We start from the raw sequence: 12,750 nt of genomic DNA, 5'->3' as shown, positions 1-12,750 counted from the left end.
GTGACGTGAGGGAGCAGGTGGGGCCGGGTGGCCGACGTGGGTGGTGAGGGATTCGGGCCGCTGTTGCGGCAGTCGCGGTTGGCGGCGTCTCTCACGATCGAGGCGCTGGCGGAGGCGTCGGGGGTGAGCGTCCGCGGGATCGGGGATCTCGAGCGGGGGCGGCGGGCGACTCCGCAGCGGGGAACGGTCGCCGCGCTGGCGGACGGGCTGGGGCTGGGCGAGGCGGAGCGCGAGCGTCTGCTGGCCGCCGCCCGGGCCGGCCGCGACCCCCGCCACACCACGGTCGGTGTGCGCGCTTTCCCGCGCGGCATCCACCACTTCGTCGGCCGAGAGGCCGAGCTGGCACGGCTGACGGCACTGGCAGAGGAGGCGGCCTCCGGGCTGCCGGTGGTCGTGGCGCTGCCGGGGCCCCCGGGGACGGGCAAGACCACTCTGGCACTGCACGCCGCCCGCATGCTGGCCGACCGCTTTCCCGACGCGCAGCTCATGGTCGACCTGCGCGGCATGGACGAGACCCCGCCCGGCCCGGCCGAGCTGATCCTCCGTGTCCTGAAGGCCCTGGGGGTGCCGGACCGGGACCTGGCCAAGGCCGGTCCGCAGGGCCACCCGGAGCTGTACCGGCAGGCACTGGCCGAACGATGCTGTCTGCTGGTGCTGGACAACGCCCGCGACGAAGCACAGGTCCGCCCGCTCCTGCCGGGCGCCGGTACGGGCATGGTGATGATCACCAGCCGGAGGATGCTCACCGGCCTGGAGAGCGTTCACCGGCTGCCCCTCGGCGAGCTCTCCCCCGCGGAATCCGCCGCCTTCCTGACCCCCTTGGTCGGACAGGAGCGCGCGGACGCCGACCCGGACGCGCTCGCCGAGGTCGCCCAGCGGTGTGCGCATCTGCCGCTCGCCCTGCGTGTTGCGGGAAACTGGCTGGCCACCCGCAGCGGCTGGACCGTGCGCCGCCTCGCCGACCGTCTCGCGCTCGAAGAGCGCCGCCTGGACACGCTGACCGCCGGTGACCTGCATCTCTCGGCAGCCTTCGACCTGTCCTACCGCCAGCTCACCCCCAGGGCAGCCCGCCTCTTCCGGCTGCTGTCCCTGGTCGACGGCCCCGATGTCGACGCCGCCGGCGCCGCCCGGCTGACCGGCCGGCCGCTGTTCGACACGGAGGACACCCTGGAAGAACTGGTCGAGAGCGGACTGCTGGGAACCGACCGGGACCGCTACCGCTTCCATGACCTGTTGTGCCTGTACGCCCGAGGCCGGCTGCGGGCCGAGGAGCCCGACGGGAGCGCCGAGGCGGCCCGGTCGGCACTGCACCGCTGGCTGCTCGAAACCGCGGTCGTGGCCGGGCGCTGGTACGAACCCGACCACGGCGCCCCACCCCCCACCTGGCAGGGTGACGTCGACCTGTCCACCGCCGAGCGCGCCCGCCAGTGGCTCCAGGCCGAAGGCGACAACTGGCTCGCCGCCCTGCGCGCGGCCGCCGCGGCAGGGCAGCACGCCACCGTCGTGGAGGTCGCCGAGGCCCTGCACTGGTTCTCCGACCAGTGGATCTTCTGGGGGCACTGGCCCGAGGTCTTCCGAACCGCCGTCCGCAGCGCCCAGGCACTGCGGGACCCGCTCGTCGAAGCCACCCAACTGAACTACCACGCCTGGGCCCTGCTGATCTGCGAGGGCCGCACCCGCGACAGCGTCGAGCGCACCGCCCAGGCCCTCGCCGCCGCCCGGCGCGCCGGAGACCTCCCGCAGCAGGGATGGGCCCATTACTACCGTGCCTGGGCCCTCGGTCTGCTGGGCGACCATGCCGGGGCGGCGCGGCACAACCGTGAGGCGGCCGGGCTCTTCGAAACCGTCGGTGACCTCCACGGCACCCTCCAGGCCATGAGCAACACCGCCCAGAATCTTTCCCTGGGAGGCCGGCAGGAGGAAGCCATCGCGGAGATCCTGCGCACCCTGGCCTTCCTCGATCAGGCCGGCGACCGCATCGAACCGCATATCGCCGCGTTCACCCGTACGACGCTGCAGATGAACCTCGGCCTCGCCCACACCGCCCTCGGAAACTGGTCCGAGGGCGCCGCCCACCTGCGCGCCGCCGCGGACCTCTGGCGGGACAGCGCCAACCACGGTCTGGAGAGCCGTGCCCTGGTCCGGCTCGGCGACGCCCTGCTGGCCGCCGGCCGCCACGACGAGGCCCGCACCGCCTTCACCCGTGCTGTCTCCCTCGGCAAGGCGGCCGACCCCAGCAGCCTCGCCGACGCCCGCGCTCGCCTCGACGGCCTCCGCGCCCACCGGGCCCCGCCGCCGGCGGGCGGCTCGGCGGACTGCCGTACGACCGGAACCGAGTAGGCCGAGCCCGTGCCCGCCGCAGGCAGCAGGAGTTGGAGGCCGGGTCACCTGCGCGACCGACGGCCGGGCCCCGGCCGGTCAGCCATCGAGACCGGTGCCGAGGGCCGGCGCCCCGCCCTTCCCCGGCCGGGTGGGCGTCGCCCACCCCACCGGCTTCTCCGCCCCGGGCACCACGGGCCCCGCGGCAGCGTCGAAGGCATGGGTCACCTCCGGTGCGGTGCCCTCCACCAGGAGGCGGCGCGCCCGCTCCTCGTCACGGTGATCGGTGGCCGTGAGTCGGCTGCGGTGCTGGGCGAGATGCCCCGACCACGAGCCGACCAGGTAGTTCTCGACGAATCGCTCCGGATCGGCGCCGTCCTGGAAGAGCCCCCACGTGAGGGCTCCCGTGCGCCGACGCGAACGGGCCACGCGCTCCATGCGAGCGGTGAAGGCGGCGCTGTTCGATGCGTCGACCCGGTACACCACGGAGACCAGCACGGGGCCGTCGGACGGTCCGGGCTCGAACACCAAGGGCGGAACGGGCCAGTGATCGGACGGCGTCGGGTCGATGCCCTCCATGCCGTGCAGCGGCCAGCGCCGCGCACCCACCGCGCCAGCCAGGAGCAGCCCGCTGCCCGCCAGGAGGGAGACGGTCAGCCCGGGCCCGTCGGCCAGCGCGCCCCACACGGGTGCCGCCAGCGCCTGACCGCCCTGGAACACCAGGAGGTAGACGGCGAGTCCCCGGGCCCTGACCCACCCCGGCAGCCTCGTCTGGAGCGCCGCGTTGAGGGTCGACAGCACACCGATCCAGGCCACGCCGGCCGGCAGCAGTGCGACCACCGCGACCCAGGGGGTCCGCACCGTCGCCAGGAGCGCCAGGACTCCGGCGAAGACGACGGCGCCCGCGGCGAGCGTGCCGTTGGCGCCCAGAGCGCGCCGCACGGCGGGCAGGACGAAGGCCCCGCCCACGGCGCCGGCGCCTACCGCGCCGAGCAGCAGCCCGTACCCTCCCGAGCCCAGGCCCAGAGAACGGCTGGCTACCAGGGGAAGCAGCGACCACAGCGCGGCGCCGCCGGGGATGAACAGCACGGTCCGCCACAGGACCCGACGGACGCCGGGCGCGTACCGGACGTAGCGGCGGCCGGCGTCGAGGGCCGTCCAGAGCCGCTCGCTCCGGGCCAGGGGCTCCTGCACCTGGGGGCGCCGCCAGAAGGTGAGAACGGCCGCGATGCCGAGGTAGGACGCGGCGTTGAAGGCGAAGACCCAGCCCGCGCCCGCTGCCGCGACCACCGCTCCCCCGAATGCCGGGCCGAGGGCGCGGGCGAGGTTCATGTTGACGGCGCCGAGCGCGGCCGCCTGTCCCAGCTCACCCCGGTCCACGAGCTCCGGCTGGATCGCCTGCCAGGCCGGGCCCATCAGAGCGGTGCCGCACCCCAGCAGGAAGGTGAGGCCGAGCAGCAGCTCGGGAGTGAGCTCGCCCGCGAAGGCCAGCACGGCGAGCGCTGTGGAGACGGTGAGCATGGCGAACTGCGCGGCCAACAGCAGTCTTCGGCGGTCGTAGCGGTCGGCCAGGACGCCCGAGGGCAGGGCCAGCAGCACGACGGGGAGACTGGAAGCCGTCTGCACGAGGGTCACGAGTGCGGCGCTGTGCCCGACCAGCAGCCACTGCGCGCCCACTGTCTGCATCCAGCTGCCGATGTTGGAGACCAGCTGCGCGATCCACAGCGCGCGGAAGACGCGCGCCGCGAACGGGGCCCAGGCCGAAGCCGGACGGCGGTCTCTCGCTGACGGTATGGCGCTCATGCTGGTCCAGCCGGGATCGGGACGCGGCGCCGGGCATCCGGCAGTGTCCCAGGCGCCGTACGGGCGTAGCCGATGGCCAACGTAGGAGCGGCCGGTGTGAGCCGGTTGACTGAGAACGCACCGTCTGTGGCCCCTGGGCGCAGGGAGCTCGAAGCGCTTCGCCGAGACGTACGCCGGCTGCTCGCCCGCGATGCGGGTGACGGGCCGGCGCCGCGCTCACGCCGGCGGCCGGGTCCAGTCGGCATCGGAGGCCGAGAGGCGATGGGCGGCCGCGGAGGTCACGACGAGCAGCAGGAGCACCAGACCCAGGGTGAGAGTGAACTCGGCGTGCAGCAGGAGCAGGCCACCGCCGAGCGCGCCCAGGAACATGGCCAGCACGGACAGGATCCGTCGGCCGGGCCGGGGCGCCGGCCCCCCGGCCGGGGTGGAGTCCGCGGCCAGCCCCGTGAGGGTCAGCGTCAGCACGGTCGTGGTGAGGTCCGGGACGCCGAGCCGCCGGGCGACCGCGTTCTGCATCCCCATGGCGAGGCCGAGGAGCACGATCAGTGTGTACTGGACCGTCGTGGTGATCCTGCCGTCGGAGGCGGCAGCCGTGATGACGGCCGCCGCCACGAGCACCGCCTGCAGTGCCGTGGCCGTGGCCAGGAGCCGTCCCCGATGGGCCGCGAACCGGGTGCCGAACCGGCCCCCCGCCAGCGCGCCGGCGAGGAAGGCGGTCATCGATACGACGGACGCCGACGCGGACAGTGTCCGGGCACCCGCCAGGGCGAACCCCAGGAAGACCACGTTGCCGGTCATGTTGGCGACGAAGACGTGCCCGAGCGACAGATAGCTCACGGCGTCGACCAGGCCCGTCACCACGGTCAGCGTCAGCATCAGCGGCGGCAGCGGGCCGTGCCGGTCCCCCTTCGGCGGGACCAGCGTGCGGGCGGCGTCGGTCAACAGCTTGTACATGCGGGGTCCTCTCACCGGGGCGGGTGGGGCGTCGGTGCCGGCGCCGGCCGACGGGGCCCCGGCGGCCCGCGGCTTCCTCGCCCTCACGCTATGCCGAGCGCGGGCGTCCGCGTGTCCGGCAGTGCCCTGGATTCGCTCCTCGAGCGCACTGCCCTGCTCTCCGTGCGCTGTCGGTTCAGCACCGGTGCGCTGGTGGTCAGTCTCCGCCGTGTCCGCCGTCCTGACGTGGTGAGCGAGGGTCCCGCAGATACCTGTGTCTGCCCGGATTCGTCCCGCCCCGCCGGAAGGACCGGCGGCTCCTGGCGGGAACGAGATCCCGCTGCGTCTTGTCGCGTCTGCGTCCCGCCGTGACCACCACGACCCACGACCGCCGTCAGCGCGCCGGCGGCGGGGGCGGTCCCGCGAGGACGCGGCCGGCCGGACCCCGACCGCGCGCGCCGGGCGACGGAGTCCGTTCGGCCGGGGTTCCTCGGTGGGGCCGTGGGACGCCGTCGCCCGGGCGATCGGCCGTGATTCAGCGCAGGGCTCCGAGCGCGGCCTCGACCGTCCGGTGGAAGGTCGGGTACGTGTAGATCATGTGCCGGAGCCGGTCGACGGGTACGGCGGCGTGGACGGCCACGTTCAGCCCGTAGAGCACCTCGCCCCCCGCCGGACCCGCCGAGGTCGCGCCGACCAGTACGCCGCGGTCGGCGTCCTCGACGAGCTTGATGAACCCTTCGTTGCCCGGCCCGTGGATCCATCCGCGGGTGGAGGAGGCGAGGGGCAGCACGCTCGTGCGCACGCGCAGTCCCCGCGCCCGCGCCTGCCGCTCCGTCAGCCCGACGGCCCCGATCTCCGGATCGGTGAACGTGACGCGGGGCAGTGCCCGGTAGTCGGCATCGGGACCTGCTTCCCCGAGGATGTCCCTCACGGCGATCTGCGCCTGGTACATCGACACATGGGTGAAGGCGCCACGGCCGGTGATGTCTCCCACCGCCCACAGCCCCTCCCCGGCCCGCATCTGCCCGTCCGTCGGGACGGCCCCCGCCGCGGGGTCCAGCCCCACCGTGTCGACGCCCAGCGCGGTCAGGTCGGCGTGGCGCCCGGCGGCGACCAGAAGCCGCTCGGCACGCAGCGGCTCCGCCCCGTCACCCAGGCCGAGGGTGAACGCGGTGCCGTCATGGCCGGCCTGCTGGGCCCGGGCGCCCGTGAGGACGGTGACCCCGTCCGCCCGCAGCACCTCCGCGGCCAGCGCCCCGGCCTCCGGTTCCTCCTGCGACAGCAGCCGGTCCTGTCCCTCGACCACGGTGACCGCACACCCGAACCGGGCGAATACCTGGGCGAGTTCGACACCGATGGCTCCCCCGCCGAGGACGACCATCGAGCCGGGCAGCTCCTTGGCGGCCATGGCGTCCCTGTTGGTCCAGTACGGCGTCGCCCCGAGCCCCGGTACCGGGGGGATCCTGGGGCGGGTGCCGGTGGCCAGCACGACTCCGCGCCGGGCTTCCCACGTACGGTCGCCGACCGTCACCCGGCGGGGCCCGGAGAGGCGGCCCCGTCCCCGGACCAGCCGTCCGCCCTTGGCCACGAGACGGTCGGCGGCCACCCGGTCGTCCCAGTCGTCGGTCGCCTCGTCACGTATACGGGCGGCGACCCTGCCCCAGTCCGGAGTCACGACCGCGTCACCGGCGAGGGCGGAGACCCTGCCCGCCTCGGCAAGCACGTTCCCGGCCCGAGTCATCATCTTGCTGGGCACGCACGCCCAGTAGGGACACTCACCGCCGACGAGTTCCGCCTCGACTCCCACCACGTCCAGGCCGGCCTCGGCCAGGGTGCCCGCGACGTACTCGCCCCCGGGCCCCAGCCCGACCACCACCACGTCCGCCTGCTCGTTCGCGCTCATGCGTGCCTCTCATGGGTATGTGTGCGCCACGCGTGCGTGGGCCGTCCCGAGGCTAGAGCGGGCCGGCCGGGAGCCCCTGTCCGCCGGCGCACGGCGGCTTGCCCGAGAGCGAACGACGCGTACGGGCCGCTGCACGCGGTGCGCTGACGGACGCCCCTGCGTGCGCTGTCCGGCAAGGCGCCCTCCGCCCGGGTGCCTAGCGTCACCCGAGTACGCACAGCACGGCATCGCAGGAGGAAGACCATGACCACCAGTTCCGGGCCCGTGAGCAGCAGCCAGCCCCGGTTGCACCAGAAGGGCGAGGTGATCCAGGAGTTCGGCACGGTCAAGCAGTTCCCGATCGGCCTGTCCTACGAGGCGCGGATGTACTCCTGCCAGCGCCTGAACAAGGCCCTGGCGGATACGCAGATCCTCTACGGGCTCTACAAGAAGCATCACTGGCTGATGCGCGGTGCGACCTTCTACCAGCTGCACCTGGTCCTGGACAAGCACGCGGAGGAGCAGCTCGAACTCGTCGACGCCCTCGCCGAACGCGTCCAGTCCCTGGGCGGAGTCGCGGTGGGCGATGCCAGGCACGTCGCGGAGATCACCTCGATCCCGCGGCCGCCGGACGGGGTTGAGGAAGTGCCCGCCATGCTGGCACGGCTGCTGGAGGCTCACGAGGCCATCCTGATCGACGCCCACGACGCCGCCGCCCGGACCATCGAGCTGGGTGACGACGGCACGAACGACCTGCTGGTCTCACAGGTGATCAGGACCGGGGAGCAGCAGACGTGGTTCCTCGCCGAGCATCTGGTCGACACCCCCCTGGTCCGCGTCTGAGGGGCCGTTCGGCCTGCGACCGAGGAGGCGGGACCCTCACCCGTGCGATACCGGCAGCACCTGCGCACGCGGGAGCCCGGGTGTTCGGGCCGGGCGGATCCGGATCAGGCTGAGTCACAGGGGCCGGCCGCGCGACGAACGCGTCGCGCGGCCGGCCGTCTCACCGGGGCGTTCTGTGCCTCAGGGCCTCAACTCGCAGCGGGGCTAAGGGACCTGCGGGTGTGCAATGCATAAACCAAGGGTTAACTCAAGACAGAAGAAAAGTCCTGTCAGAGTTGTTGACCGGGTGCTGGAGGGGCGGCATGGTTTTGCAGAGCGCTCTCCGATGCGCGTGTTTCCCCCCAAGGAGAATTCCCTATGTCCCTATTTGGCATGCCTCCGGCTGCCTCGCCGCCCGCTCGCGGGCGGGTGCGGCGTGGTCTCGCGGGCGCTGTCGTCACCGCGCTGGCCGCCACGCTTCTGGCGGTCGTCCCGACCACCGCGGCGCAGGCCGCTCCTCTGCTTCTGTCCCAGGGCAAGCCGGTCACGGCGTCGAGCCAGGAGCACTACGGGACCCCGGCGGTGGGAGCGGTCGACGGGGATCTCGGTACCCGCTGGTCGAGCGCGGCGTCCGACGCCCAGTGGCTCCAGGTCGACCTGGGCAGTTCCGTCGCGCTCAGCCAGGTGGTGCTGCGATGGGAGGCGGCGTACGCCAAGGCGTACCGGATCGAACTGTCGACGGACGGCACGAACTGGTCGACGGCCTACTCGACCACCACCGGGGCGGGCGGAACCGAGACCGTCGCCGTTTCCGGCACGGCCCGGTATGTGCGCATGCAGGGCGTGACGCGGGCGACCGGCTACGGCTACTCGCTCTGGGAGTTCCAGGTGTACGGGGGCGGCGACGCCGGCCCGGCGCTGCCGGGCGGCGGCGACCTCGGGCCGAACGTCCACATCGTCGACCCCTCCACGCCCGGTATCCAGGACAAGCTGGACCAGGTCTTCAAGGAGCAGGAGTCGGCCCAGTTCGGCAGCGGCCGGCACGCCTTCCTCTTCAAGCCGGGCACCTACAACAACCTGAACGCCCAGATCGGCTTCTACACCCAGATCGCCGGCCTCGGGCTCAAGCCCGACGACACGACCATCAACGGCGACGTGACCGTCGACGCCGGCTGGTTCAACGGCAACGCCACGCAGAACTTCTGGCGCGGCGCGGAGAACCTGGCGGTCGCCCCGGTCAACGGCACCGACCGCTGGGCCGTTTCGCAGGCCTCGTCCTTCCGCCGCATGCACGTCAAGGGCGGCCTCAACCTCGCGCCGAACGGTTACGGCTGGGCCTCCGGCGGCTACATCGCCGACTCCAAGATCGACGGTCAGGTCGGCAACTACTCGCAGCAGCAGTGGTACACCCGCGACAGCTCGATCGGCGGCTGGTCCAACTCCGTCTGGAACCAGACGTTCTCCGGTGTCGAGGGTGCTCCCGCCACCGGTTTCCCCGAGCCCCGCTACACCACGCTCGACACCACCCCCACCTCGCGTGAGAAGCCCTTCCTGTACCTGGACGGCACCGAGTACAAGGTGTTCGCGCCGGCCAAGCGGACCAATGCCAGGGGTACCACGTGGGCGAGCGGCACCCCGCAGGGTGAGTCGATTCCGCTGAGCAAGTTCTACGTGGTCAAGCCGGGCACGACGGCCGCCACGATCAACCAGGCCCTCACCCAGGGCCTGAACCTGCTGTTCACCCCGGGCGTCTACCACGTCGATCAGACCATCAACGTCAACCGTGCCCGTACGATCGTGCTCGGCCTCGGCCTCGCCACGATCGTGCCGGACAACGGCGTCACCGCGATGAAGGTCGCGGACGTCGACGGTGTCAGGCTGGCCGGCTTCCTCATCGACGCCGGCCCCGTCAACTCCCCGACCCTGCTGGAACTCGGCCCGCAGAACGCCTCCGCGGACCACGGCGGCGACCCCACCACGGTCCAGGACGTCTACGTCCGCGTCGGCGGCGCGGGAGCGGGCAAGGCCACCACGTCGATCGTCGTCAACAGCGACGACGTCATCATCGACCACACCTGGGTCTGGCGCGCGGACCACGGCGCGGGCGTCGGCTGGGAGACCAACCGCGCGGACTACGGGATCCGGGTGAACGGCGACGACGTTCTGGCCACCGGTCTGTTCGTCGAACACTTCAACAAGTACGACGTCGAGTGGTACGGCGATCGCGGCCGGACGATCTTCTACCAGAACGAGAAGGCGTACGACGCGCCCAACCAGGCCGCCATCCAGAACGGCGACACCAAGGGGTACGCGGCCTACCGCGTCGACGACTCCGTCACCACCCACGAGGCATGGGGTCTGGGCAGCTACTGCAACTACAACGTGGATCCGAACATCCGCCAGGACCACGGCTTCAAGGCGCCGGTGAAGCCCGGTGTGAAGTTCCACAGCCTGCTCACCGTCTCCTTGGGCGGCAACGGTCACTACGAGCACGTCATCAACAACACGGGGGCCTCGACGGTGCCGGCCGGCACCTCCACCGTCCCCTCGACGGTCGTCTCCTACCCCTGAGCCGTCCCCCGTCCGACGCCGTCGGGCGTTGACGACTCCGCCTCCCTTCCGGGCCGGGCTCCGACGGCCCCGCCGCCCGGCCCGGAAGGGCCCCGCCCCACAGCACCGTGCACCCCTCCACGAAGAACGCCGCACGCCGGGAACCCCACGAGGCGGTCCCCCGCGCCAGGCGGCCTCGATCAGCCAGGAGCACTCGTGTCCAGACCCCCCACCCTGCCGGCCGCCTCGCGCCGGCACCGTCACCGCGGCATGTCCCTCACCGCGCTCGGCGCCCTCCTGACGTCATCCCTGACCCTGAGCCTGGCCCCGCACGCGCAGGCCGCCGACGCGCTCCTGTCCCAGGGCAGGCCGGCCACGGCCTCCTCCCAGGAAGGAGAGGCGTACGCCCCCGGCGCCGCCGTCGACGGCAACCTGACCGGCACCCGCTGGTCGAGCGACCGGCGGGACACCGAGTGGATCCAGGTCGACCTCGGGGCGAGCAGGACCCTGAGCCGAGCCGTCCTGACCTGGGAAGCCGCCTACGGCAAGAACTACGAGATCCAGGCGTCCGACAACGGCACGGACTGGCGCACCCTGAAGACCGTCACCGGCAGCGACGGCGGCACCGACGACCTCGCCCTCTCCGGCTCGGGCCGCTACGTCCGCATGCAGGGCGTCACACGGGCGAACGGCTACGGGTACTCCCTGTGGGAGTTCCAGGTCTACGGCGGTGACGGCGGCGGAACCAATCCCTCTCCCGGTGGCGCGGTCAGGGTGACCGGCTCCCAGGGCACCTGGCAGTTGACCGTCGGAGGCCAGCCGTACACGGTCAAGGGCCTCACCTGGGGCCCGTCCGTCGCCGACGCCCCCCGATACCTGCCCGACATCAAGTCCATGGGCGCCAACACCATCCGCACCTGGGGCACTGACGGTTCGACGAAGCCGCTCCTCGACGCCGCCGCCGCCCAGGGACTCAAGGTCATCAACGGTTTCTGGCTCCAGCCCGGCGGCGGCCCCGGTGCCGGAGGGTGCGTCGACTACCTCACCGACACGACATACAAGAACAACATGCTCACCGAGTTCGCCAAGTGGGTCGACACCTACAAGTCGCACCCGGCGACCCTCATGTGGAACGTGGGCAACGAGTCCGTCCTCGGCCTGCAGAACTGCTACGGCGGCACCGAGCTGGAGGCCCAGCGCAACGCCTACACCTCATTCGTCAACGACGTCGCCAAGAAGATCCACACCATCGATCCGGACCACCCCGTCACGTCGACCGACGCCTGGACCGGTGCCTGGCCGTACTACAAGCGCAACGCCCCCGACCTCGACCTCTACTCCATGAACTCCTACGGCAACCTCTGCAAGGTGCGCCAGGACTGGATCGACGGCAACTACAACAAGCCCTACATCATCACCGAGGGCGGACCCGCCGGCGAGTGGGAGGTCCCCGACGACGCCAACGGCATCCCGGACGAGCCCACCGACGTGCAGAAGGCCGACGGCTACACCAAGGCCTGGGGCTGCATCACCGGACACCAGGGTGTCGCACTCGGCGCCACCCTCTTCCACTACGGCCTCGAACACGACTTCGGCGGTGTCTGGTTCAACCTGGTGCCCGACGGGCTGAAGCGCCTGTCCTACTACGCCGTGAAGAAGGCGTACACGGGCTCCACCGCGGGCGACAACACCCCGCCCGTCATCACGAACATGGCCGTCAACCCGGCCTCCGCGGCCCCGGCGGGCCGTGAATTCACGGTGCGCGCCGACATCCGCGACCCCGAAGGCGACAAGGTCACGCCCAAGATCTTCCTCAGCGGGAACTACGCCAACGGCGACAAACGGCTCGTCGAGGCCCAGTGGCGCTCCACCGGTGACGGCACCTTCGCCGTCACCGCCCCGGAGAAGCTCGGGGTCTGGAAGGTCTACATCCAGGCCGAGGACGGGCACGGCAACGCCGGCATCGAGACCAGGTCCGTCAAGGTCGTCGCCCCGCCCGTGGCCGGGACCGACATCGCCCTGAACCGGCCCACCACCGCCTCCTCCTACCAGGCCCAGTACGGTGACTGCCCCTGCGCCCCGGGGCTGGCCACGGACGGCAACGCCACGACGCGCTGGGCCAGCGACTGGAGCGACCCGCAGTGGATCCAGGTGGACCTCGGCGCGGCCAAGCCCGTCCGCACGCTGCAGCTGGTCTGGGACCCCGCCTACGCCAAGTCCTACGAGGTACAGGTCTCCGACGACGGCACCACGTGGCGATCCGTCTACTCCACCACCACGGGTAACGGGGACATCGACACGATCGCCCTGTCCGTCACCGCCCGTCACGTCCGTCTGCAACTGACGGCACGGGGCACCGGGTGGGGCTATTCCCTCCACGAGTTCGGCATCTACAGCTGACGACGCCGAATCGCGTGAGGGGGTGGCGGGGCCCGCCGCCG

General features: G+C 72.2%; 7 protein-coding genes. 4 read left to right on the top strand and 3 right to left on the bottom strand.

What is annotated here, in order from left to right; all coding sequences use genetic code 11:
* Positions 1-27 precede the first annotated feature (27 nt).
* Positions 28-2,340 carry an XRE family transcriptional regulator gene (locus tag E6R60_RS01615; protein WP_240802350.1) on the top strand — a complete coding sequence of 771 codons (2,313 nt, stop codon included), beginning with the start codon at positions 28-30 and terminating at the stop codon, positions 2,338-2,340.
* A 78-nt stretch (positions 2,341-2,418) separates the two neighbouring features.
* Here the strand turns inward: E6R60_RS01615 and E6R60_RS01610 are convergent, their stop codons facing one another.
* The 3 genes from E6R60_RS01610 to E6R60_RS01600 form a co-directional block, all read right to left on the bottom strand.
* Entirely contained in the window at positions 2,419-4,122 is a 1,704-nt protein-coding gene (locus E6R60_RS01610; protein ID WP_136324520.1) for an MFS transporter, read from the bottom strand.
* A 216-nt stretch (positions 4,123-4,338) separates the two neighbouring features.
* Positions 4,339-5,076 (bottom strand): YoaK family protein, encoded by a 738-nt coding sequence (locus E6R60_RS01605; protein ID WP_136324519.1) that lies wholly within the window; start codon positions 5,074-5,076, stop codon positions 4,339-4,341.
* A gap of 514 nt (positions 5,077-5,590) precedes the next feature.
* Positions 5,591-6,958, bottom strand: a complete 1,368-nt coding sequence (locus E6R60_RS01600) for an NAD(P)/FAD-dependent oxidoreductase (protein WP_136324518.1) — start codon at positions 6,956-6,958, stop codon at positions 5,591-5,593.
* Between the two features lie 243 nt (positions 6,959-7,201).
* Between E6R60_RS01600 and E6R60_RS01595 the strand changes: the two genes are divergently transcribed.
* The 3 genes from E6R60_RS01595 (at position 7,202) to E6R60_RS01585 (ending at position 12,709) form a co-directional block, all read left to right on the top strand.
* Positions 7,202-7,780 (top strand): DNA starvation/stationary phase protection protein, encoded by a 579-nt coding sequence (locus E6R60_RS01595; protein ID WP_136324517.1) that lies wholly within the window; start codon positions 7,202-7,204, stop codon positions 7,778-7,780.
* Positions 7,781-8,152: 372 nt separating this feature from the next.
* Positions 8,153-10,330 carry a discoidin domain-containing protein gene (locus E6R60_RS01590; RefSeq protein ID WP_240802349.1) on the top strand — a complete coding sequence of 726 codons (2,178 nt, stop codon included), beginning with the start codon at positions 8,153-8,155 and terminating at the stop codon, positions 10,328-10,330.
* 249 nt (positions 10,331-10,579) lie between these two features.
* A complete protein-coding gene (locus tag E6R60_RS01585; RefSeq protein ID WP_136324890.1) occupies positions 10,580-12,709 on the top strand; it encodes a discoidin domain-containing protein in 2,130 nt (709 codons plus the stop codon).
* Positions 12,710-12,750 lie beyond the last annotated feature (41 nt).

This window comes from Streptomyces sp. A0642 (assembly GCF_004795105.1).
Lineage (GTDB): Bacteria > Actinomycetota > Actinomycetes > Streptomycetales > Streptomycetaceae > Streptomyces.
Note: the sequence above shows the minus strand (reverse complement) of the source record. Positions and strands in the feature narration are given on the sequence as shown.

What these genes read in the sequence shown, in the direction of transcription:
- E6R60_RS01610 (WP_136324520.1), bottom strand. Translation starts at nt 4,122, where the DNA reads ATGAGCGCCATACCGTCAGCGAGAGACCGCCGTCCGGCTTCGGCCTGG.
- E6R60_RS01605 (WP_136324519.1), bottom strand. Translation starts at nt 5,076, where the DNA reads ATGTACAAGCTGTTGACCGACGCCGCCCGCACGCTGGTCCCGCCGAAG.
- E6R60_RS01600 (WP_136324518.1), bottom strand. Translation starts at nt 6,958, where the DNA reads ATGAGCGCGAACGAGCAGGCGGACGTGGTGGTGGTCGGGCTGGGGCCC.
- E6R60_RS01595 (WP_136324517.1), top strand. Translation starts at nt 7,202, where the DNA reads ATGACCACCAGTTCCGGGCCCGTGAGCAGCAGCCAGCCCCGGTTGCAC.
- E6R60_RS01590 (WP_240802349.1), top strand. Translation starts at nt 8,153, where the DNA reads ATGCCTCCGGCTGCCTCGCCGCCCGCTCGCGGGCGGGTGCGGCGTGGT.
- E6R60_RS01585 (WP_136324890.1), top strand. Translation starts at nt 10,580, where the DNA reads ATGTCCCTCACCGCGCTCGGCGCCCTCCTGACGTCATCCCTGACCCTG.